Raw genomic sequence first — 23706 nt, forward strand, 5'->3', positions numbered from 1 at the left:
CCCGGCATGCCCACGACACCCGAGCCCTCGTCCGCCCCCGGGCGGGACCTCCAGGACCTCACCGGCCGCACCGCCCTCGTGACCGGCGCAGCGAGCGGCATCGGCCGCGCCGCCGCGCTGCTGCTGGCCGACGCCGGGGCCGCCACCCACCTGCTGGACCGGGACGCCGACGGGCTCGCCGAGACGGTGCGACTGGTCGGGAAGGCCGGCGGCCGGGCCGTCGCCCATCCCGCCGACGTCACCGACCGGGAGGCCGTGCGCGCCGCCGTCGCGAGCGCCCGCGCCGAGACCGGCCGGCTCGACGTGGTCGCCGCCATCGCCGGGATCATGCACAGCAGCACCGTCCTCGACACCCGCGACGAGGACCTCGACCGGGTGTGGGACGTGAACTTCCGGGGGGTGCTGCACGTGTGCCGGGAGGCCGGTCGGGTGATGCGGGAGCAGGGCTCCGGCTCGGTGGTGACGATGGCCTCGGGCGCCGTGGACACCGCGCAGGAGAGCCTGCTCTGCTACAGCGTGGCCAAGGTGGCCGTGGTCCAGCTGACCCGGACCCTGGCCACCGAACTCGGGCCGTACGGGGTGCGCGCGAACGTGGTCGCCCCCGGCTGGATCGACACCCCCATGACCGCCCGGCACGGCGCCGAGGTCCGCGACCGCACCGCCGCCGCCATGACCCGGCTGACCCCCCTCAAACGGGTGGGAGAGGCCGCGGACGTGGCCCGCGCCGTGCTGTGGCTGGCCTCCGACGCCTCGTCCTTCGTCACGGGTCAGATCATCCGCCCGAACGGCGGGATCGCGATGCCCTGGTGACCCGGCCGCCGCCCCGCCGGCGCCGACGCCGGGCGCAGTGCACGGGTATCAGCGTGATCCCCCACCCCGCCGCCAGGGCCAGTTGCTCCCCGGGATCCGGGCCGGGCGCCTCGAAGCCGCCCACCGTGCCCAGGGGCAGCGCGAGGGAGCCGGCACCGGGCCCTCCCGTCACCCGCCACACCATCCAGCACCACAGGGCGAGCCCGAGCAGCGACAGAACCGCGCGTGGGGCGAGGAAACGTTTCACACGGGTGCCGGGGGAGGTCGCCGGGGCGCTCGCGGGGTCCAGGACCGGTGCGGATACCGGTGCGGGTACCGGTGCGGATATTCGCCGGGGCCGCCGCACATTGCCTCCCGGGGTCGGTCACCGCTGCTCGTCGTCGCGTCGCCCCGTCATCCTCCCGCAGCCCTCCGGGCCACGCACCCCGAACAGCGCGAAACCCCGACCGGTACCCGAGGGGGCACCGGCCGGGGCCGCGTGACGAACTCGTCCGTCACGGCGGCCACCCCACAGGGCGGCCGTCAGGACGGCACCGCACAGCACTCAGGCGGCGACGACGTTCACCGCTTCCGCGGGCGCCTTGATCGTGACCCGATCCGGACCGCCCGTGACCGAGGCCACCGAAACGGTGCCCAGCATGGGTCGGACCGGCACCGGGACCGGATCGGTCGCCGCGGCGGACTGCGCGAGCTCGGCGAGCGACAGTTCGTCGCTGACCTCGCGCATCAACTCTGACATCCGTACATCCAACGCGTCGCAGATGGCGGAGAGCAGCTCGGAAGATGCCTCCTTCTGCCCCCGCTCCACCTCGGAGAGATAGCCGAGCGAGACTCGGGCGGACGAGGAGACTTCGCGCAGAGTACGGCCCTGGCGCTGGCGCTGCCGACGCAGCACGTCACCCAGCAGGCGACGGAGCAGAATCATCGGTGGCTCCCTCCTCTGACCGTATAGCCGCAACCTTCACGCCCCACCGTACCGCCTCGCGACGCGGCCGTGCGGGGAGCGATGACGTGTTCACTCAGGGCTGCAAACATCAAATCCCCCCGTTCCGTTCCGTATCCTGCCCCCGCGCATTCCCGCGGAGTTCTCCCAAGAGGAGTTCGAGCACTCCACGGACACTCTCCCTACGAATGTCCGCACGGGAGCCGTTCAACCACAGTCGGCGGGTTTTCACTCCCGCCGGGCCGGCGACCGCCACGTACACGGTGCCCACCGGCCGCCCGTCCTGCGGGTCCGGACCGGCCACTCCCGTGGTCGCGATCCCCCAGTGCGCGCCCAGCCGCTCCCGCACGCCCGCCGCCATCGCGGCGGCCACGTCCTCGTCGACCGCGCCCCGCTCCGCCAGCAGTCCCGCCGGCACGCCCAGCACGCTCGCCTTGATCTCGGTGGCGTACGCCGTGACCGAACCGCGGAAGGCCCGCGAGGCCCCCGGCACCCCGGTCAGCTCACCGGCCACCAGCCCGCCCGTGAGGGACTCGGCCACCGCCAGGGTCTGCCCGGCGAGGACGAGGGCGGCCAGCGCGGCGGCGGCCGGTCCGGACGCGTCCGCGCCCTCTCCCGTGTCCGCGCCCCCGTCGGCCGCCCGCGAGCTCACAGCGCCGCCCGCTCCGCCTCGGCCCGGGCGGCCCGCTCGGCCGCCATGCCCCGACGACGCAGCACCACGGCCTGCCGGATGTAATCCAAACCGGTGACCACCGTCAACACCACGGCGACGGCCATCACCCAGAACCTGAACGTGGCCAGCGGCCCGGTCAATGCCAGCACGTACATGCCGACCGCCGTGCCCTGCGCCAGGGTCTTCATCTTCCCGCCGCGACTGGCCGGAATGACCCCGTAGCGGATCACCCAGAACCGCAACAGCGTGATCCCCAGCTCCCGACCCAGGATCACACCCGTGACCCACCAGGGCAGGTCCCCCAGCCACGACAGGGTGATCAACGCCGAGCCCATGATCGCCTTGTCGGCGATCGGGTCCGCGATCTTCCCGAAATCGGTGACCAGGTTGTACGTCCGGGCCAGGTGCCCGTCGAACAGGTCCGTGATCATGGCGATGGCGAACGCGGCCCACGCGAGCGACCGCCACGCGGGGTCGTAGCCCCCGTTCGCCAACAGCAGGGCGACGAATCCCGGCACCAGCAACAAGCGGATCATCGTCAGGATGTTGGCGATGTTCCACAGGCTGGCCTGGTTGACGGCCGCCGCGCCCAGCTTCCCGCCGGGCCCGGGCCGTCGCGCGGCTCCGCTCGCCGCCGATGCCGGGATACCCGTCATCCGGCCGCCTCCTCACCGTGCACGTCGTCACCGGCCCCGGTGAACAGCGGTTCGACCACGAGGTCCACGCCGAGGCTGCCGACGACCTTCGCCGTCACGAACTCGCCGACCTTGAGCCCGGCCGCGTCGGTGAAGACGACCTGCCCGTCGGTCTCGGGCGCCTGGTGCGCGGCCCGGCCGTAGCCGCCGCGCTCCTCGTCGTCCTCGTCCAACGCGGTCACGGATTCGACGAGGACCTCCACGGTCTCACCGATCCGCTCCTCCGCGCGCTGGGTGGTCAGCTCCTCGGCGAGCCGCTGCATGTGCGCGAGCCGCTCGGCGATCACCTCGGCGTCCAGCTTGTTCTCGTACCCGACCGCCTCGGTGCCGTCCTCGTCCGAGTAGCCGAAGACGCCGATCGCGTCGAGCCGCGCGTGGGTGAGGAAACGCTCCAGCTCGGCGAAGTCCGCCTCGGTCTCGCCGGGGAAGCCGACGATGAAGTTGGAGCGGACACCGGCCTGCGGGGCCTTGGAGCGGATCGTGTCGAGCAGCTCCAGGAAGCGGTCGGTGTCGCCGAAGCGGCGCATCGCGCGCAGCACGTCGGGCGCCGAGTGCTGGAAGGAGAGGTCGAAGTAGGGGACCACCTTGTCGGTGGAGGTCAGCACGTCGATCAGGCCGGGGCGCATCTCGGCGGGCTGGAGGTAGCTGACCCGGACCCGCTCGATGCCGTCGACGGCCGCCAGCTCCGGCAGCAGCGTCTCCAGCAGGCGGATGTCGCCGAGGTCCTTGCCGTACGAGGTGTTGTTCTCGGAGACCAGCATGATCTCCTTGACGCCCTGCTCGGCCAGCCAGCGGGTCTCGCCGAGCACGTCGCTCGGACGGCGCGAGACGAAGGAGCCGCGGAAGGACGGGATGGCGCAGAAGGAGCAGCGCCGGTCGCAGCCGGAGGCCAGCTTCACCGAGGCGACGGGGCTCGCGTCCAGCCGGCGGCGCAGCGGCGCGCGCGGGCCGGAGGCGGGGGCCAGGCCCTCGGGCAGGTCGGCGGGGGCCTCGGCGGGCTCCTCGGCCTGGACCTGCGCGTGTCCGGGCAGGGCCACGGCGGCGTCCTGCCGCTCGGCCGGGCTGATCGGGAGCAGCTTGCGCCGGTCACGGGGGGTGTGCGAGGCGTGCACGCCACCGCTGAGGATGGTCTGCAGGCGGTCGGAGATGTCGGCGTAGTCGTCGAAGCCGAGCACGCCGTCGGCCTCGGGCAGCGCCTCCGCCAGCTCCTTGCCGTAGCGTTCGGCCATGCACCCGACGGCCACGACGGCCTGGGTGCGGCCGTGGTCCTTCAGGTCATTGGCCTCCAGGAGCGCGTCCACGGAGTCCTTCTTGGCGGCTTCGACGAAGCCACAGGTGTTGACGACGGCGACGTCCGCGTCGGAGGCGTCCTCGACGAGCTCCCAGCCATCCGCCGCCAAGCGGCCTGCGAGCTCCTCCGAGTCCACCTCGTTACGGGCGCAGCCAAGAGTGACAAGGGCGACGGTACGGCGTTCGGGCATGGACTCAAGACTACTTCGTCCCGACGCCGGCACCTGCCGCGCGCCCCTCGCGAAGCCGGCCGCGCCGGCGGACCCGGGCCGCGGGGGCACGGGCGGAGCGCCGGTCGGGGCCCGGCCGGGGCGCCCACCGGGGGACAAACCGGTCGTGATCCGATCGGAACAGATCGTTCCGTGCCCCGGGCCCGGTCGGCGGGCTCCGTCACCTCACTCACACCCGCCCCTCACGCACCGCACACAAGGGTGCGGGGGCCCGGTCTCCCGAACCCCCGCACCCCACTCTCGGCGTCCCGCGCGCTAGCCCGCCCGCGCGGGCCCCTGGGCCGGATCGTCCTTGGTGTAGGTCAGCCGCTCCACCTGACCCACCTCGAACTTGTCCTTGACCTCCTTGCCGTTCACGAACAGCTTCACCGCGCCCGCGTTCCCGAGCACGAGGTCCAGCTTGTTCTTGTCCGTGAACGTCTTGGTGTCGCCCTGCTCCAGCGTCCCGTCGAAGACGACCTCCCCGGAGGAGTCCGTCGCCGAGATCCAGCTCTCCGCCGAGACCGCCGTCAGCATCACCGTCACCACGTCCTTGGGCGCGGCGGCGATCGGGCTGTCGGAGGGCACCGGCTTGGGGGTGGGCTTGGGGGGCTGGGTGATCAGCTTCCCGGTCTGCTTGGGCGCGGGCTGCGGGGTCGCCGCCCCCTCCGCCAGCGGCCGCTTCTGGGTGTCGTCGCCGTCGCGGAACGCCGTGAACCCGACGAAGCCGACCACGGCCACGATGGCCGCGACCATCGCCGCCGTCCAGTTCGGCCGCTGCCGTTCCGGGCGGATCCGCTCGGCCTCGAACAGCGGGGCGGCGGGGGTGGGCGCCGGCCGCCCGCCGTGCGCGTCGTCGTACTCCTCGATCAGCGGTGCCGGGTCGAGGCGGACCGCGCGGGCGAGGGTGCGGATGTGGCCGCGGGCGTAGACGTCGCCGCCGCAGCGCGTGAAGTCGTCCTGTTCGATCGCGTGGACGATCGGGATGCGGACGCGGGTCACGGCGCTGACCTCGTCCACGGTGAGCCCGGCGGCGATCCGGGCCTTCTTCAGGGCCGTCCCGATGGAGAAGGACGGCGGGTTCGGGAGGTCGGTCGACCGGTCGTCACCACTCGGCGAAGGGCGGTCGTCTTCAGGGGAGTTGGATTTGCCGATGGACACGAGGGCGCCTTTCGAGCGTGGAGCCACCTGCCGGAAGACCAGTCTAGGGGGGTGGGGAAAGGGTGGGGCAACCGCTGGGAGCCGTGCCTACGCCATCCGAATGTCACGATTCGACCCGCCCCCTCGCCGTACCCCTCGACGGCGCGGAACCCGCACGCGCGCGGCCCCCCGCCCCCGTTCAACCGGCCCGGGCGCCGGGGGGAAACGGCCGGGCCCGCCCGAACAGGCGAGCCCTCCCCCGGCGCGCTACCCGGAAGCCTCCCCGCGGATGACCGCGAGCACACCGTCCAACTCGTCCGGCTTGAGGAGCACGTCGCGCGCCTTGGAGCCCTCGCTGGGCCCGACCACGCCCCGCGACTCCATGAGGTCCATCAACCGGCCGGCCTTCGCGAAGCCCACCCGCAGCTTGCGCTGGAGCATGGAGGTGGACCCGAACTGCGTGGAGACCACCAGCTCGGCGGCCTGGCACAGCAGGTCGAGGTCGTCGCCGATCTCCTCGTCGATCTCCTTGCGCGGTTTCGCGTCGAGGGTCACGTCCTCGCGGAACACGGGCTCCATCTGCTTCTTGCAGTGCGCGACCACCTTGCCGATCTCGTCCTCGGTGACGAACGCGCCCTGGAGCCGCGTCGGCTTGTTGGCGCCCATCGGCAGGAACAGCCCGTCGCCCTTGCCGATCAGCTTCTCCGCGCCGGGCTGGTCGAGGATGACCCGGCTGTCGGCCAGCGAGGAGGTCGCGAACGCCAGCCGCGAGGGCACGTTCGCCTTGATCAGACCGGTCACCACGTCCACCGAGGGCCGCTGGGTGGCGAGCACCAGGTGGATGCCGGCGGCGCGCGCCAGCTGCGTGATGCGGACGATCGCGTCCTCCACGTCCCGGGGCGCCACCATCATCAGGTCGGCGAGCTCGTCCACGATCACCAGCAGGTACGGGTAGGGCTGCAACTCGCGCTCGCTGCCCTCGGGCAGCTTCACCTTCCCGTCCCGGATCGCCGCGTTGAAGTCGTCGATGTGCCGGAACCCGAACGCCGCGAGGTCGTCGTAGCGCAGGTCCATCTCCTTCACCACCCACTGCAGGGCCTCGGCGGCCCGCTTCGGATTGGTGATGATCGGCGTGATCAGATGCGGGATCCCCTCGTACGCGGTCAGCTCCACCCGCTTGGGGTCCACCAGCACCATCCGCACCTGCTCCGGGGTGGCCCGCACCATCACCGAGGTGATCAGACAGTTGATGCACGAGGACTTGCCCGAACCGGTGGCGCCCGCGACCAGCACGTGCGGCATCTTCGCGAGGTTGGCCATCACGTAGCCGCCCTCCACGTCCTTGCCCAGCGCCACCAGCATCGGGTGGTCGTCCTCGGCCGCGTCCGCGAGCCGCAGCACGTCCCCGAGGTTGACCATCTCCCGGTCGGTGTTCGGGATCTCGATGCCCACCGCAGACTTGCCCGGGATCGGGCTGATGATCCGCACGTCGGGCGAGGCCACCGCGTACGCGATGTTCTTCGTCAGCGCGATGATCCGCTCCACCTTCACCGCCGCGCCCAGGGTCACCTCGTAGCGGGTGACCGTCGGGCCCCGGGTGAAGCCGGTGACGTCGGCGTCGACCTTGAACTCGGAGAACACGTTCCGCAGGGAGGCGACGACCACGTCGTTGGCCTCGCTGCGGGACTTGCCCGGCCCGCCCCGCTCCAGCAGGTCCAGGGCCGGCAGGGCGTAGGTGACGTCCCCCCGCAGCCGCAACTGCTCGGCCCGCACCGGCAGCGCCCGCTCGCTCTCGGGCGGCGGGGTCTTGGTCAGGTCGGGCACGGTGAACGCGCCCGCGGCGGCCGTGGTCGGGGCGCTCGCGGAACCGGAAGCGGAACCCCCGGCCGCGCCGCTCGCGCCGGCCGCGTCGAGGTCGAGTTCGATCTCGTACCCCTCGGCCTCCGCCCCCTCCCCCGACCCGACCGGGTCCGGGGTGACGGGCGCCGGGGTGCCCGCGATCGTGCCCGGATGCCGGCCCGGGGCCGGGGCCCCGCCCCGCGCCGAGGGCACGGGCCTGGTCGGCGCCGCCGGCACCGGGGTCGTCGGCTCCCCGTCCCGCCCGGGACCGATCCCGTGGGTCAGGTCGGCGACCACCGGCGACGGCGGCAGCCCGCCGTAGACGGCCCCGTCGAGGGCGGCCGCGGCGGCCGCCGCCACGTCCACCGCGTCCATCGACCCGTTGCCCGAGGCCCGACGCGGTCGACGCCGGCGACGGGCCAGGGCCTCCTCCTCCGCCGTCGAAGCGCTCTGCGGCCGCTCGCCCTCGTGCTCGGCCCAGGCCCGCCGCCGCTCCTCGGCCGCCGCCCGCGCCTCCTCCGGGTGCATCTCGTCGTGCTCGCCGGGCTGGATCACCCGCAGCCAGATCCCGAGCCGCCGCAGCCGCTGCGGAATCGCGTTCACGGGGGTCGCGGTGACGACGAGCAGCCCGAACAGGGTCAGCAGCACGAGCATGGGCACCGCCAGCGGCGCGCCCATGGTGAAGATCAACGGCTTGGACGCGGCCCAACCGATCAGGCCGCCCGCGTCCCGTATGGCGGTGGTCCCCTCGTCCCGGCCGGGCGCGCCGCACGCGATGTGCACCTGCCCCAGCACCCCGACGACCAGCGCCGACAGGCCGATCCCGATCCGCCCGTTGGCCTCGGGGCGGTCCGGGTGGCGGATGAAGCGGACGGCCATCACCCCGAGCAGCAGCGGCACGAGCAGGTCGAGCCGGCCGAAGGCACCGGTGACGAGCATGGTCACCAGGTCCCCGACCGGACCGCTCAGGTTCGACCAGGTCCCGGCGGCCACGATCAACGCGAACGCGAGCAGCAGCAGCGCGATCCCGTCCTTGCGGTGCGCGGGATCGAGGTTGCGGGCCCCGCGTCCGATGCCCCGGAACACGGCCCCGACCCCGTGCGCGAGCCCGAGCCACAGGGCCCGCACCATGCGCACGATCCCGCCGGTGGGCGAGGGCGCGGGTTTGGCGGGGACCTTGCGGACGGGGGCGCGCCGGGCGGGCGCGGCGGCCTTGCGCGCCGGCGGCTTCGCCGGGCTCGTCGTCTTCTTCGCGGGCGCGCCCGTACGGCCGGAACGGCCTTTCGCGGTGCCCGCGGCGCTCTGGGAACCCTTGCTGCCGGAGGTACGTGAGGCCATGGGGGCGAGGGTACCCGCGCCCGCGCCGGCGGACACGCTGTGGACCCCTTCACCCGTTCGTGTCGTCCGCGTCGTACCCGATATGACGCAGCGTCCGAACTGACGGCCACTCATCCGGCGGCGGGACGCGGCCGACGGACGAGCGGAGGGGCAACCGGAACCGTTTCGACCGGACCGGCGGCCCGGCCCCCGCGCCCGATGCCCTGGCTCAGCCCTGGGCGGGCAGCACTCCGGCGGGCGCGGCCTCGTCGACGCTCGGGGAGCCGGGCTCCAGGGCGTCGAGCGCGCGGCGCAGCCCGGTCAGTTTCCGTTCCAGGTGGGCGGCGGTGGCCACGAGGGCGGCGCCTCCGGTCTCCTCGCCCAGCTGCTTGGTGAGGGCCTCCGCCTGCTCCTCGGCCGCGGCCAGCCGCGCGGAGAGCTCGGCGAGCAGCCCGGCCGTCTCGCGACCCCCGTCCGGGCCGGGCCCGGATCCGTTGCGGGAGCCGTCGAGCTGCGAGCGCAGCAGCGCGGCCTGCTCGCGGAGCTGGCAGTTCTTCGTGTACAGCTCCACGAACACCGACACCTTGGCGCGCAGCACCCACGGGTCGAAGGGCTTGGAGATGTAGTCCACGGCGCCGGCCGCGTAGCCCCGGAAGGTGTGGTGCGGCCCGTGGTTGATGGCGGTGAGGAAGATGATCGGGATGTCCCGGGTCCGCTCCCGCCGCTTGATGTGCGCGGCCGTCTCGAAGCCGTCCATGCCCGGCATCTGGACGTCCAACAGGATGACGGCGAAGTCGTCCGTCAACAGCGCCTTGAGCGCTTCCTCCCCCGACGACGCACGGACCAGGCTCTGATCGAGCGCGGAGAGGATGGCCTCCAGCGCCAACAGATTCTCCGGCCGGTCGTCGACCAGGAGGATCTTGGCCTTCTGCACCATGCCCTGTCCTCCTCAGCCCCGACACGGGGCCACGTCCGATCGCCTGTGCAGCCCGAGCCACCGGATCCCGCCCCGGCGCACGGCATCCTCACGCCGTCCGCCCCGTGCCGGCCATCGTAGCCCCAGTCTCCGGATCGCCACACCCTGTCACCGAGATGTCACCGTACCCGCACCGAAAACGCGGCGCGTGCCGGGAAGGTTCCCGCACGCGCCGCTTTCGTCACCACACGTCGCGACCCGGGCGCGATCCGCGCCCGAGCGGTCACTTCCCGTGCATCCACTCCTCCATCACGGTCAGCAGGTAGTCGGGGTCCACCGGCTTGGTCACGTAGTCGGAGGCGCCGGAGTCGATGGCCTTCTCCCGGTCCCCCTTCATGGCCTTGGCCGTCAACGCGATGATCGGCAGGCCCGCGAACTGGGGCATCCGGCGGATCGCGGCCGTGGTCGCGTAGCCGTCCATCTCCGGCATCATGATGTCCATCAGCACCATCGTCAGATCGTCGTGCTGCTCCAACACCTCCAGCCCGGCCCGCCCGTTCTCGGCGTACAGCACCTCCAGGCCGTGCTGTTCGAGGACGGCGGTCAGCGCGAAGACGTTGCGCACGTCGTCGTCGACGATGAGCACCTTCAGGCCGCGCAGGTTGTGTTCGCGGCGGGGCGCGGGCGCCGGGCGGCTCCCGTTCGCGCCCGCGCGCCGGGTCCCATCCTCGGCGGGCGCCGCCTCCCCCGTGCCCGAGTCGGCCGCCGCGGCGACGGGGGCCTCGGACGCGGGCACGGGCACGGGCGCGGGCGCGCTCTCGGCCGGCGCCCCGGCCGCGCTCCCGTCCCCGGCCGGCCGCACGTCCTCGACGGGCGTCGGCGCGGGCGCCGGCGTCGCGCCGTCACCACCGGCCGGGAGCGCCGCCGGCCCCCGTCGGAGCTGCTCGCCCCGGGTCCCGGCCCCGCCGGTCTGCGGCGCGGCGTACCCCTGCGGGGGCAGCTCGCTGGGGTGCAGCGGCAGGTACAGGGTGAACGTCGAGCCCTTGCCGGGTTCGCTGGAGGCGTGGATCTCGCCGCCGAGGAGGCGGGCGATCTCCCGGCTGATCGACAGCCCGAGCCCGGTGCCGCCGTACTTGCGGCTGGTGGTGCCGTCCGCCTGCTTGAACGCCTCGAAGATCACCAGCATCTTGCTCGCGGCGATCCCGATGCCGGTGTCGGTCACGGAGAACGCGATCAGGTCCCCGTCCGCGTCCCGCAGCGATCCCGCCTCCAGGAGCTGCTCGCGGATCTCGACGGGCACGTCCGCGCCGGCCGGTCGGATGACCAGTTGCACGGCCCCGCCGTCGGTGAACTTCACCGCGTTGGAGAGCAGGTTGCGCAGCACCTGCAGCAGCCGCTGCTCGTCGGTGTGCAGGGTCGCGGGCAGCTCCGGGGAGACCCGCACCGAGAAGTTCAGGCCCTTCTCCGCGGTCAGCGGCCGGAACGTCGCCTCCACGTAGTCCACGAGCTGCACGAGCGCGATCCGGGTCGGCGAGACGTCCATCTTGCCCGCCTCGACCTTCGACAGGTCCAGGATGTCGTTGATCAGCTGGAGCAGGTCCGAGCCGGCCCCGTGGATGGTGTCGGCGAACTCGACCTGCTTGCCCGACAGGTTGCCCTCGGCGTTGTCGGCGAGCAGCTTGGCCAGGATCAGCAGCGAGTTGAGCGGGGTGCGCAGCTCGTGCGACATGTTGGCCAGGAACTCGGACTTGTAGCGCATGGATACGGCGAGCTGTTCGGCCCGCTCCTCCAACACCTGCCGGGCCTCCTCGATCTCGGTGTTCTTCACCTCGATGTCCCGGTTCTGCTTGGCCAACTGCGCGGCCTTGTCCTCCAGTTCCTGGTTGGCGGACTGCAGCTCGGCCTGTTGGTGCTCCAGCTCGTCGGAGCGCTCGCGCAACTGCTCGGTCATCTCCTCGGACTGCTTGAGCAGCAGCTCGGTACGGGTGTTCGCGCCGATGGTGTTGACCGTGGTCCCCATCATCTTGGCGATCTGCTCCAGGAAGTCCTTCTGGATCTGCGTGAACGGCGAGAAGCCGGCCAGCTCGATCACCCCGAGCGCCTTCCCCTCGAACAGCACCGGCAGCACGATCACGTGCGAGGGCGGCGCCTCCCCCAGCCCGGACTGGATCCGCAGGTAGAGCGGGGGCGCGCTCTCCATCAGCACGGTCCGCTTCTCCTGCGCGACCATCCCGACCAGGCCCTCGCCCACCCGGAACGCGACCGGCATCTGCGGCCGGCTCGCGTACTCCCCGCACAGCCGCAGCTCCACCGCCTCCTCCTCCGGACCGTCCACCGTGAGGTAGAACGTGCCGTGCAGCGCGGAGACCACCGGCGGGACCTCGCTCATGATCAGCGAGGCCACGTCCTCGAAGTCCCTGCGGCCCTGCATGAGACCCGAGATGCGGGTGAGGTTGGCGTTGAGCCAGTCCTGTTCCTTGTTGGCCATGGTCGTGTCGTGCAGGTTCACGATCATGGTGTTGATGTTGTCCTGGAGCGCGAGGATCTCCCCGGCCGCGTCCACGTCCACCTTGACGCTGAGGTCGCCCCGGGTCACCGCGGTGGCCACGTTCGCGATCGCCCGCACCTGCCGGGTCAGGTTCTCGGCCATCTCGTTGACCGACTCGGTCAGGTCGCGCCAGGTGCCGTCCACGTCCCGCACTCGGGCCTGACCGCCGAGGACCCCCTCGGTGCCCACCTCCCGGGCCACTCGCGTGACCTGCTCGGCGAAGGAACTGAGCTGGTCGACCATCGTGTTGATGGTCGTCTTGAGCTCCAGGATCTCGCCGCGCGCGTCGATGTCGATCTTCTTGGTGAGGTCGCCCTTGGCGATGGCGCTGGTCACCATGGCGATCTGCCGGACCTGCCCGGTGAGGTTGTCGGCCATGCCGTTCACCGAGTCCGTGAGGTCCTTCCATGTCCCCGACACGCCGGGCACGTGCGCCTGACCGCCCAGCCGGCCCTCGGTGCCCACCTCACGGGCCACCCGGGTGACCTCGTCGGCGAACGAGCCCAGCGTGTTGACCATCGTGTTCACCGTGTCGGCCAGCTCCGCGACCTCGCCCCGCGCCTCGACCTGCACCTTCTTGGTCAGGTCACCGTGCGCGACGGCCGCCGACACCTGCGCGATCCCGCGCACCTGCCGGGTCAGGTTCTCCGCCATCGTGTTGACGTTGTCGCTGAGGTCCTTCCAGATGCCGGTCACCCCGGGCACGTGCGCCTGACCGCCCAGCCGGCCCTCGGTGCCCACCTCACGGGCCACCCGGGTCACCTGTTCCGCGAAGGAACTCAGCTGGTCCACCATCGTGTTGACGGTGGTCACCAGCTCCAGGATCTCGCCCTTGGTGTCCACCGTGATCTTCTTCGACAGGTCGCCGCGCGCGACGGCCGTCGTGACCTCGGCGATGTTGCGCACCTGCGAGGTCAGGTTGTTGGCCATGAAGTTGACCGACTGCGTGAGGTCCTTCCAGGTCCCGGAGACCCCCTTGACCTCGGCCTGCCCGCCGAGGATGCCCTCGGTGCCGACCTCCCGCGCGACCCGGGTGACCTGCTCGGCGAAGGCGGAGAGCTGGTCGACCATCGTGTTGATGGTGTTCTTCAGCTCCAGGATCTCGCCCCGCGCGTCCACGTCGATCTTCTGCGACAGGTCACCGCGCGCGACGGCCGTGGCCACCTGCGCGATCTCCCGCACCTGCCCGGTCAGGTTCTCGGCCATCCCGTTCACCGAGTCGGTCAGGTCCTTCCACGTCCCCGACACCCCCGGCACGTCGGCCTGCCCGCCCAGCCGGCCCTCCGTGCCCACCTCGCGGGAGACCCGGGTGACCTGCTCGGCGAAGGCGGAGAGCTGGTCGACCATCGTGTTGATGGTGTTCTTCAGCTCCAGGATCTCGCCCCGCGCGTCCACGTCGATCTTCTGCGACAGATCGCCCTGGGCCACCGCCGTGGTCACCTGGGCGATCTCGCGGACCTGCGCCGTCAGGTTCTCGGCCATGAAGTTGACCGAATCGGTCAGCTCCTTCCACGTGCCCGACACGCCCTCGACCCGCGCCTGACCGCCGAGCCGGCCCTCGGTGCCCACGTCCCGCGCCATCCGCGTGACCTCGTCGGCGAAGGAACTCAGCTGGTCCACCATGGTGTTGACGGTGTTCTTCAGGTCCAGCATCTCGCCGGACACGTCCACGGTGACCTTCTGCGACAGGTCACCGGTGGCGACCGCCGTGGTCACCTGCGCGATGTTGCGGACCTGTCCGGTCAGGTTGCGGAACGCGGTGTTCACCGAATCGGTGAGGTCCTTCCACGTCCCCGCCGCCCCCGGCACCTGCGCCTGTCCGCCCAGCTCGCCCTCGACGCCGATCTCCCGCGCGACCCGCGTGACCTCCGCGCCGAACGCCGACAGCTGGTCCACCATCGTGTTGACGGTGTTCTTCAACTCCAGCATCTCGCCGGAGACGTTGACGGTCACCTTCCGCGACAGGTCACCGCTGGCCACGGCCGTGGTCACCTGCGCGATGTCCCGCACCTGCGTGGTGAGGTTGCGGAAGACCGTGTTCACGGAGTCCGTGAGGTCCTTCCACGTCCCCGCGGCCCCCGGCACCTGCGCCTGACCGCCCAGCAGCCCCTCGGCCCCGACCTCGCTCGCGACGCGGGTGACCTCGTCGGCGAAGGTCCGCAGGGTCTCGGTCATCTGGTTGATGGTCTCCGCGAGCTGCGCGACCTCGCCGCGCGCGCTGACCGTCACCTTCCGCGACAGGTCGCCGCGGGCCACGGCCGTGGTCACCTCCGCGATCCCCCGCACCTGAGCCGTGAGGTTGCCGGCCATCGTGTTGACCGAGTCGGTGAGGTCCTTCCACACCCCGGCCACCCCGGGCACCTTCGCCTGCCCGCCGAGCGCCCCCTCGGTGCCCACCTCGCGGGCCACCCGGGTCACCTCGGAGGAGAACGAACTGAGCTGGTCCACCATCGTGTTGACGGTGTTCTTCAGCTGCAGCATCTCGCCCGAGACGTGCACGGTGACCTTGCGCGACAGATCGCCCTTGGCCACCGCCGTCGTCACCAGCGCGATGTCCCGCACCTGCGCCGTCAGCCGGTACGCCATCGTGTTCACGGAGTCCGTGAGGTCCTTCCAGGACCCCGACATCCCCCGCACCTGCGCCTGCCCGCCGAGCTTGCCCTCGGTGCCGACCTCCAACGCGACCCGCGTCACCTCGTCGGTGAACGCCGACAGCTGGTCGACCAGGTTGTTCACGGTCCGGCCGACCTTCAGGAACTCCCCGCGCAGCGGATGCCCGGCCCCGTCCGGCCCGGGCGAGCGCAGGTCCATGCGCTGCTCCAGGTCACCGTCGGCGACCGCCGTCAGCACCCGGCTGACCTCGGACACCGGCCGGGCCAGGTCCTCGACGAGCTGGTTCGAGGCGTCGATGGACGCCGCCCAGGCGCCCTCGCAGGGCCCGGTCTCCAACCGTTCGCTGAGCTTGCCCTCGCGCCCCACCATCCGCCGCACCCGCGACAGCTCGGAGGCCAGGTGCAGGTTCCGATCGGCGACCTCGTTGTACACGGCGGCGATCTCCGCCATGACCCCGTCGCCGGAGACCGTCAGCCGCTTGCGGAAGTTCCCGTCCCGCATGGAGACCAGAGCGGTCAGCAGACGCTGCAGGGCCGCGGAGTCCACCTCCGTCGTCCCGTTCCGTCGGGGCCGCCCACTCTTCGCGCGCGTCCCCGTGCGCCGCGTCGCCGCACCAGCCTCCACCGTGTCCCTCCCGAAAGGGTCGACCTGTGTTCCACACCGGACCCGCCGCGAGGCGCGACCCGGTCCTTCGAGCCTTCCCAGTGTTTCACTCCCATCGAACCCGGCCACAACACTTGGAAGTCTTCCCCCCGCCCCGCCCACCTCGCGAGTGGATTCGACCGGGACCCCGCCCCCGAGGCCCCGAAGGTAAGTAACCTGGCCTTTCGATCGTCCACCGCGTCGAAGGAGACTCGTGATCACGGCACGCGCGGCTGCCAGCTTCGATCCCGTCGGACGCTCGGTCGCCGGCGCCCGCGCCTTCGTCCGTGACACCCTCCAGGGCTGGGGCTTCGGCGACATCGTCGACGACGCCGTGGTCCTGACCAGCGAACTCGTCACGAACGCCGTGGTGCACGCGGGCACCCGCGCCGACGTCCTGTGCCTGCGCGCCGAGGGCGGGGTCCGCGTCGAGGTCGCCGACCACTACCCGGAACGCGAACTTCCGCTGACTCCTCCCGGTGACCGCCCCTACGCCGATCCGGACCGCGAGAGCGGCCGCGGGCTGATGCTCTGCGCGGCCCTGGCCACCCGGTGGGGCGTCGAGTACACGGCCACTCGCAAACAGGTCTGGTTCCGGCTCGACCTCCCCGACCGCCCGGTCGGCACCCGCGCCGCCGGTCCCGCCCTCCCGGACCGGATGCTGCCGCTGGCCGACACCCGGGTCCGCGTCGCGGTCCTCCAGGTCGACGGCGCGGGCAACGTCACCACCTGGAACGAGGACGCCGAGCACGTCTTCGGCCACCCCGCCGCCAAGGTCCTCGGCCGTCCGCTCCTCGACCTCGCGGCCTGGCCGCAGACCCCCGGCACCGGCACCGGCATCGCCGAGGCCCTCGCCCTGTCCCGCTGGGAGGGCTCCTACGGGATGCGCGCGGCGGACGGCCGCGTCATCCCCGTCTACGGCTCCCACCTGCGGGTCCGTGACGCCCACGGCGATCCCTCCACGGTCTGTCTGCTCGTCCACGACGACGAGCGCGCCGTCCTGCAGACCCCCTCCCGCGGCCCGGCCGCCGCGCCCGACGACAGCCACGGCCCCGAGGGCCGGGCCACCGACCCCTTCGAGGTCCTCGTCGGCTCCCCCGCCCCCGACGACCTCGACAGCCTCCTGCAGCGCACGGTGGAACGCGCCCGGGACATGCTCGACGCGGACGCCGCGTTCCTGCTCCTCGCCACCGACGACGAGACGGAGTTGGAGGTCCGCGCCTCGACCGGCCTGCCCTCGGCCCGTCAGCGCTTCGCCCGCGTGCCCGTCGAGGCCGGCACGGCCCGCTACGGCTCGGCCCGCATGCCCGCCGTCCACGAGGACCTGCCCGCCACCCCGGGCGCCGTCCCGCTGCTGGAGGGCACCGGCATGCGCTCGGTGATCACCGTGCCGCTCAAGATCGAGGGCCGGCTGACCGGCTCCCTCGGCGTCGCTGCCGAGGTCCCCGGCCGCTACACCAACGACGAGGCCCTGCGTCTGCAGTTCGCCGCCGACCGCCTGGCCCTGGCCGTGGAGTCGGCCCGCCTCAGCGAACTGGAGCGCCTGCGCCGCGGCTCGCTGTCCTTCCTGGTGGAGGCGTCGGACCTGCTCGCGGGCACCCTGGACCGGGACCAGACGCTGGCCCTGATGGCCCAGATGACGGTCCGCGCCCTGGCCCCCTGGTGCGCCGTGTACACGATCGCGGAGCAGGACGCCGAGCCGGTGCTGGGTTTCGTCCTGCACGAGGACGAGGACCGGATCGACGACCTGCGGGACCTGCTGCGCGGCATGGCCCCGCCGCTGCCGGTCAAGGAGCCGGGCGCCCTCGTGTGGGACGCGGCCAAGACCGCCACCGGCGGCGACGTGGTGGTGCTGCCGCTGCTGGCCCGCAACCGCGTGATCGGCATGCTCGTCCTCGGCACCTCGGGTGACGAGCACTTCCGCCAGGAGATCCTCGAACTCGCCGAGGACCTCTCCCGCCGGGCCGCCCTGGCCCTGGACAACGCCCGCCTGTACTCGGAGCGGATGGCCATCAGCCGTTCCCTGCAACGCAGCCTGCTGCCCCCGGGCGAGCCCGCGATCCCCGGCATGGAGGTCGAGGTGATCTACCGGGCGGCCGGCGAGGGCAACGAGGTGGGCGGCGACTTCTACGACGTGTTCCCCATCTCCGAGGGCGTGTACGGCTTCGCGATCGGCGACGTGTGCGGCACCGGCCCGGAGGCCGCGGCCGTCACGGGCCTGGCCCGGCACGCGCTGCGCCTGCTGGCCCGCGAGGGCCTCGGCGGCCCGGCGGTCCTGGAACGCCTCAACGCGGCGATCCTCGACGAGGGCACCCGGTCCCGTTTCCTGACCCTCCTGTACGGCGAGTTGCGACCGCGGGAGGACGGCGGCGCCGAACTCCGCGTGGTCTGCGCCGGCCACCCCCTGCCGCTGCGCCTGCGCCCCACGGGCGAGGTCACCTCGGCGGCGGACCCGCAGCCGCTCCTCGGCGTGATGGACGACCTGGAGCTGCACGAGCAGACCGTGGTCCTCGACCCGGGTGATGTACTGCTGTGCGTCACGGACGGGGTGACGGAACGTCGGGAGGGCCTGCGCATGCTCGGTGACGACGGCCTGGCCGAGGTCCTCACCACGTGCACGGGCCTCACGGCGGGCGCGGTCGCGGCCCGGGTCCTGCGCGCGGTGGAGCGCTTCGCGGCGGCCCCGGCCTCGGACGACATGGCCATCCTGGCCCTGCGCGTCCCCGAACAACGCCGCTGACCGGTGCGGGGTCGGGGGATCACGACGACGATCCTCCGACCCGAACGGCGGGCGCGCACAGGACCCCGGAAACGCGAAAAGGCCCCCACCGAATGGTGGGGGCCTTCTCACATGGAGCCCTTTAACGGAATCGAACCGTTGACCTTCTCCTTACCATGGAGACGCTCTACCGACTGAGCTAAAAGGGCGGGTTGTTCGGCGGCGTCCTACTCTCCCACAGGGTCCCCCCTGCAGTACCATCGGCGCTGAAAGGCTTAGCTTCCGGGTTCGGAATGTAACCGGGCGTTTCCCTAACGCTATGACCACCGAAACACTATGAAATTCTGAACTCAACCGGCAAACGGGAGTTCGTTATTTCAGAACTAACACAGTGGACGCGAGCAACTGAGGACAAGCCCTCGGCCTATTAGTACCAGTCAGCTTCACCCGTTACCGGGCTTCCACATCTGGCCTATCAACCCAGTCGTCTACTGGGAGCCTTACCCTCTCAAGGAGGTGGGAATACTCATCTCGAAGCAGGCTTCCCGCTTAGATGCTTTCAGCGGTTATCCCTCCCGAACGTAGCCAACCAGCCATGCCCTTGGCAGGACAACTGGCACACCAGAGGTTCGTCCGTCCCGGTCCTCTCGTACTAGGGACAGCCCTTCTCAATATTCCTACGCGCACAGCGGATAGGGACCGAACTGTCTCACGACGTTCTAAACCCAGCTCGCGTACCGCTTTAATGGGCGAACAGCCCAACCCTTGGGACCGACTCCAGCCCCAGGATGCGACGAGCCGACATCGAGGTGCCAAACCATCCCGTCGATATGGACTCTTGGGGAAGATCAGCCTGTTATCCCCGGGGTACCTTTTATCCGTTGAGCGACGGCGCTTCCACAAGCCACCGCCGGATCACTAGTCCCGACTTTCGTCCCTGCTCGACCCGTCGGTCTCACAGTCAAGCTCCCTTGTGCACTTACACTCAACACCTGATTGCCAACCAGGCTGAGGGAACCTTTGGGCGCCTCCGTTACTCTTTGGGAGGCAACCGCCCCAGTTAAACTACCCATCAGACACTGTCCCTGATCCGGATCACGGACCGAGGTTAGACATCCAGCACGACCAGAGTGGTATTTCAACGACGACTCCACAACCACTGGCGTGGCCGCTTCACAGTCTCCCACCTATCCTACACAAGCCGAACCGAACACCAATATCAAACTGTAGTAAAGGTCCCGGGGTCTTTCCGTCCTGCTGCGCGAAACGAGCATCTTTACTCGTAGTGCAATTTCACCGGGCCTATGGTTGAGACAGTCGAGAAGTCGTTACGCCATTCGTGCAGGTCGGAACTTACCCGACAAGGAATTTCGCTACCTTAGGATGGTTATAGTTACCACCGCCGTTTACTGGGCTTAAGTTCTCAGCTTCGCAACCCCGAAAGGTCACTAACCGGTCCCCTTAACGTTCCAGCACCGGGCAGGCGTCAGTCCGTATACATCGCCTTACGGCTTCGCACGGACCTGTGTTTTTAGTAAACAGTCGCTTCTCGCTGGTCTCTGCGGCCACCCCCAGCTCAGAGTGCAAGACTCATCACCAGACGTGGCCCCCCTTCTCCCGAAGTTACGGGGGCATTTTGCCGAGTTCCTTAACCATAGTTCACCCGAACGCCTCGGTATTCTCTACCTGACCACCTGAGTCGGTTTAGGGTACGGGCCGCCATGAAACTCGCTAGAGGCTTTTCTCGACAGCATAGGATCATCCACTTCACCACAATCGGCTCGGCATCAGGTCTCAGACTATGTGCACGACGGATTTGCCTACCGTGCGTCCTACACCCTTACCCCGGGACTACCACCGCCCGGGCTGGACTACCTTCCTGCGTCACCCCATCGCTTACCTACTACCACCTTGGATCAACGGCTCCACCACTCCCCTTTGCCCGAAGGCTCCAGGACGGCTTCACGGTCTTAGCATCAGAGGATTCGATATTGGGCGTTTCAAAGCGGGTACCGGAATATCAACCGGTTGTCCATCGACTACGCCTGTCGGCCTCGCCTTAGGTCCCGACTTACCCTGGGCAGATCAGCTTGACCCAGGAACCCTTAGTCAATCGGCGCAAGAGTTTCTCACTCTTGTATCGCTACTCATGCCTGCATTCTCACTCGTGAACCGTCCACAACTACCTTCCGGTGCTGCTTCACCCGGCACACGACGCTCCCCTACCCATCACAGCAGGCGTTGGCCCTAATGCTGCAATGACACGACTTCGGCGGTACGCTTGAGCCCCGCTACATTGTCGGCGCGGAATCACTTGACCAGTGAGCTATTACGCACTCTTTCAAGGGTGGCTGCTTCTAAGCCAACCTCCTGGTTGTCTCTGCGACTCCACATCCTTTCCCACTTAGCGTACGCTTAGGGGCCTTAGTCGATGCTCTGGGCTGTTTCCCTCTCGACCATGGAGCTTATCCCCCACAGTCTCACTGCCGTGCTCTCACTTACCGGCATTCGGAGTTTGGCTAAGGTCAGTAACCCGGTAGGGCCCATCGCCTATCCAGTGCTCTACCTCCGGCAAGAAACACACGACGCTGCACCTAAATGCATTTCGGGGAGAACCAGCTATCACGGAGTTTGATTGGCCTTTCACCCCTAACCACAGGTCATCCCCCAGGTTTTCAACCCTGGTGGGTTCGGTCCTCCACGAAGTCTTACCTCCGCTTCAACCTGCCCATGGCTAGATCACTCCGCTTCGGGTCTAGAGCGTGCAACTCAAACGCCCTGTTCGGACTCGCTTTCGCTACGGCTTCCCCACACGGGTTAACCTCGCTACACACCGCTAACTCGCAGGCTCATTCTTCAAAAGGCACGCAGTCACGAGAACAAGGCAAGCCTCGTTCCGACGCTCCCACGGCTTGTAGGCACACGGTTTCAGGTACTATTTCACTCCGCTCCCGCGGTACTTTTCACCATTCCCTCACGGTACTATCCGCTATCGGTCACCAGGGAATATTTAGGCTTAGCGGGTGGTCCCGCCAGATTCACACGGGATTTCTCGGGGCCCGTGCTACTTGGGAGATGAGCAAGCAAGCCGTACAGATTTCAGCTACGGGGGTCTTACCCTCTACGCCGGACCTTTCGCATGTCCTTCGCCTATCCATACGGTTTCTGACTCGCCTCACGACCGGCAGATCGTGAAAGCTCATTCCCACAACCCCCATGACGCAACCCCTGCCGGGTCTCACACATCACAGGTTTGGCCTCATCCGGTTTCGCTCGCCACTACTCCCGGAATCACGGTTGTTTTCTCTTCCTGAGGGTACTGAGATGTTTCACTTCCCCTCGTTCCCTCCACACTGCCTATGTGTTCAGCAGCGGGTGACAGCCCATGACGACTGCCGGGTTTCCCCATTCGGACACCCCCGGATCAAAGCTCGGTTGACAGCTCCCCGGGGCCTATCGCGGCCTCCCACGTCCTTCATCGGTTCCTGGTGCCAAGGCATCCACCGTGCGCCCTTAAAAACTTGGCCACAGATGCTCGCGTCCACTGTGTAGTTCTCAAACAACGACCAGCCACCCACCACCCCAAACCAAACGGTTCGAGTTCACTGGGGCCGGAATCCGAAGGTTCGACCAACCGGCCGTACCCTCAGGACCCAACAACGTGCCAAGCACGACCCTTCACGGACCTCATCACGTTCCACGCCGAAGCAGTACTGGTGAGGGATCCATCCGGACCGTGCCAACTAATCAACGTTCCACCCATGAGCTGACCGTGCAGAACATTCGCCTGCAATCGGTACTGTGCTCCTTAGAAAGGAGGTGATCCAGCCGCACCTTCCGGTACGGCTACCTTGTTACGACTTCGTCCCAATCGCCAGTCCCACCTTCGACAGCTCCCTCCACAAGGGTTGGGCCACCGGCTTCGGGTGTTACCGACTTTCGTGACGTGACGGGCGGTGTGTACAAGGCCCGGGAACGTATTCACCGCAGCAATGCTGATCTGCGATTACTAGCGACTCCGACTTCATGGGGTCGAGTTGCAGACCCCAATCCGAACTGAGACCGGCTTTTTGAGATTCGCTCCACCTCACGGTATCGCAGCTCATTGTACCGGCCATTGTAGCACGTGTGCAGCCCAAGACATAAGGGGCATGATGACTTGACGTCGTCCCCACCTTCCTCCGAGTTGACCCCGGCGGTCTCCTGTGAGTCCCCATCACCCCGAAGGGCATGCTGGCAACACAGGACAAGGGTTGCGCTCGTTGCGGGACTTAACCCAACATCTCACGACACGAGCTGACGACAGCCATGCACCACCTGTATACCGACCACAAGGGGGCGACCATCTCTGGCCGTTTCCGGTATATGTCAAGCCTTGGTAAGGTTCTTCGCGTTGCGTCGAATTAAGCCACATGCTCCGCCGCTTGTGCGGGCCCCCGTCAATTCCTTTGAGTTTTAGCCTTGCGGCCGTACTCCCCAGGCGGGGAACTTAATGCGTTAGCTGCGGCACGGACGACGTGGAATGTCGCCCACACCTAGTTCCCAACGTTTACGGCGTGGACTACCAGGGTATCTAATCCTGTTCGCTCCCCACGCTTTCGCTCCTCAGCGTCAGTATCGGCCCAGAGATCCGCCTTCGCCACCGGTGTTCCTCCTGATATCTGCGCATTTCACCGCTACACCAGGAATTCCGATCTCCCCTACCGAACTCTAGCCTGCCCGTATCGAATGCAGACCCGGGGTTAAGCCCCGGGCTTTCACATCCGACGTAACAAGCCGCCTACGAGCTCTTTACGCCCAATAATTCCGGACAACGCTTGCGCCCTACGTATTACCGCGGCTGCTGGCACGTAGTTAGCCGGCGCTTCTTCTGCAGGTACCGTCACTTTCGCTTCTTCCCTGCTGAAAGAGGTTTACAACCCGAAGGCCGTCATCCCTCACGCGGCGTCGCTGCATCAGGCTTTCGCCCATTGTGCAATATTCCCCACTGCTGCCTCCCGTAGGAGTCTGGGCCGTGTCTCAGTCCCAGTGTGGCCGGTCGCCCTCTCAGGCCGGCTACCCGTCGTCGCCTTGGTAGGCCATCACCCCACCAACAAGCTGATAGGCCGCGGGCTCATCCTTCACCGCCGGAGCTTTCCACCCGAGAAGATGCCTTCCCGAGTCGTATCCGGTATTAGACCCCGTTTCCAGGGCTTGTCCCAGAGTGAAGGGCAGATTGCCCACGTGTTACTCACCCGTTCGCCACTAATCCACCCCGAAGGGCTTCATCGTTCGACTTGCATGTGTTAAGCACGCCGCCAGCGTTCGTCCTGAGCCAGGATCAAACTCTCCGTGAATGTTTACCGGTAATCC

The 23706-nt window shown here is 69.1% G+C and carries 10 protein-coding genes, 1 tRNA gene and 3 rRNA genes; 2 read left to right on the top strand and 12 right to left on the bottom strand.

The features are described from left to right. Nucleotides 1-6 precede the first annotated feature (6 nt). Nucleotides 7-810, top strand: a complete 804-nt coding sequence (locus tag ACN20G_RS04850; protein ID WP_424211478.1) for an SDR family NAD(P)-dependent oxidoreductase — start codon at nt 7-9, stop codon at nt 808-810. Between the two features lie 544 nt (nt 811-1354). On the opposite strand, the gene ACN20G_RS04855 is transcribed toward ACN20G_RS04850, so the two are convergent. From ACN20G_RS04855 to ACN20G_RS04890, 8 genes are all read right to left on the bottom strand, one after another. Then, nucleotides 1355-1735 carry a helix-turn-helix domain-containing protein gene (locus ACN20G_RS04855; RefSeq protein WP_424211479.1) on the bottom strand — a complete coding sequence of 127 codons (381 nt, stop codon included), beginning with the start codon at nt 1733-1735 and terminating at the stop codon, nt 1355-1357. A 109-nt stretch (nt 1736-1844) separates the two neighbouring features. Beyond that, nucleotides 1845-2330, bottom strand: coding sequence for a CinA family protein (locus ACN20G_RS04860; protein ID WP_424215372.1), 486 nt, complete (start codon nt 2328-2330; stop codon nt 1845-1847). 71 nt (nt 2331-2401) lie between these two features. Continuing rightward, a complete protein-coding gene (gene pgsA / locus ACN20G_RS04865) occupies nt 2402-3082 on the bottom strand; it encodes a CDP-diacylglycerol--glycerol-3-phosphate 3-phosphatidyltransferase (RefSeq protein WP_424211480.1) in 681 nt (226 codons plus the stop codon). After that, a complete protein-coding gene (gene rimO, locus ACN20G_RS04870; RefSeq protein WP_424211481.1) occupies nt 3079-4602 on the bottom strand; it encodes a 30S ribosomal protein S12 methylthiotransferase RimO in 1524 nt (507 codons plus the stop codon). Before rimO ends, pgsA begins: the two co-directional genes overlap by 4 nt. Before the next feature lie 294 nt (nt 4603-4896). Then, a complete protein-coding gene (locus tag ACN20G_RS04875) occupies nt 4897-5781 on the bottom strand; it encodes a helix-turn-helix domain-containing protein (protein ID WP_424211482.1) in 885 nt (294 codons plus the stop codon). A gap of 246 nt (nt 5782-6027) precedes the next feature. After that, a complete protein-coding gene (locus tag ACN20G_RS04880; RefSeq protein WP_424211483.1) occupies nt 6028-8937 on the bottom strand; it encodes a DNA translocase FtsK in 2910 nt (969 codons plus the stop codon). 208 nt (nt 8938-9145) lie between these two features. Continuing rightward, nucleotides 9146-9853 carry a response regulator gene (locus ACN20G_RS04885; RefSeq protein ID WP_424211484.1) on the bottom strand — a complete coding sequence of 236 codons (708 nt, stop codon included), beginning with the start codon at nt 9851-9853 and terminating at the stop codon, nt 9146-9148. 262 nt (nt 9854-10115) lie between these two features. After that, on the bottom strand, nt 10116-15617 hold the full coding sequence (locus ACN20G_RS04890; RefSeq protein ID WP_424211485.1) for a HAMP domain-containing protein: 5502 nt from the start codon (nt 15615-15617) through the stop codon (nt 10116-10118). Between the two features lie 232 nt (nt 15618-15849). On the opposite strand from ACN20G_RS04890, the gene ACN20G_RS04895 reads away from it, so the two are divergent. Next, entirely contained in the window at nt 15850-18375 is a 2526-nt protein-coding gene (locus ACN20G_RS04895; protein WP_424211486.1) for a SpoIIE family protein phosphatase, read from the top strand. A gap of 112 nt (nt 18376-18487) precedes the next feature. Here the strand turns inward: ACN20G_RS04895 and ACN20G_RS04900 are convergent. From ACN20G_RS04900 to ACN20G_RS04915, 4 genes are all read right to left on the bottom strand, one after another. Then, nucleotides 18488-18563, bottom strand: a tRNA-Thr gene (locus ACN20G_RS04900). Between the two features lie 5 nt (nt 18564-18568). After that, a 5S ribosomal RNA gene (gene rrf / locus ACN20G_RS04905) occupies nt 18569-18685 on the bottom strand. Between the two features lie 76 nt (nt 18686-18761). Next, nucleotides 18762-21881, bottom strand: a 23S ribosomal RNA gene (locus ACN20G_RS04910). A gap of 285 nt (nt 21882-22166) precedes the next feature. Next, a 16S ribosomal RNA gene (locus ACN20G_RS04915) occupies nt 22167-23690 on the bottom strand. The 16S, 23S and 5S rRNA genes sit together here with 1 tRNA gene alongside, the layout of an rRNA operon. Nucleotides 23691-23706 lie beyond the last annotated feature (16 nt).

It is taken from the genome of Streptomyces dryopteridis, from assembly GCF_049606955.1.
In the GTDB taxonomy this organism is placed as follows: Bacteria; Actinomycetota; Actinomycetes; order Streptomycetales; family Streptomycetaceae; genus Streptomyces.

Bases quoted from the DNA above. Each gene is read 5' to 3' on its own strand.
- ACN20G_RS04850 (WP_424211478.1), top strand. From the start codon at position 7: ATGCCCACGACACCCGAGCCCTCGTCCGCCCCCGGGCGGGACCTCCAG.
- ACN20G_RS04855 (WP_424211479.1), bottom strand. From the start codon at position 1,735: ATGATTCTGCTCCGTCGCCTGCTGGGTGACGTGCTGCGTCGGCAGCGC.
- pgsA (WP_424211480.1), bottom strand. From the start codon at position 3,082: ATGACGGGTATCCCGGCATCGGCGGCGAGCGGAGCCGCGCGACGGCCC.
- rimO (WP_424211481.1), bottom strand. From the start codon at position 4,602: ATGCCCGAACGCCGTACCGTCGCCCTTGTCACTCTTGGCTGCGCCCGT.
- ACN20G_RS04880 (WP_424211483.1), bottom strand. From the start codon at position 8,937: ATGGCCTCACGTACCTCCGGCAGCAAGGGTTCCCAGAGCGCCGCGGGC.
- ACN20G_RS04885 (WP_424211484.1), bottom strand. From the start codon at position 9,853: ATGGTGCAGAAGGCCAAGATCCTCCTGGTCGACGACCGGCCGGAGAAT.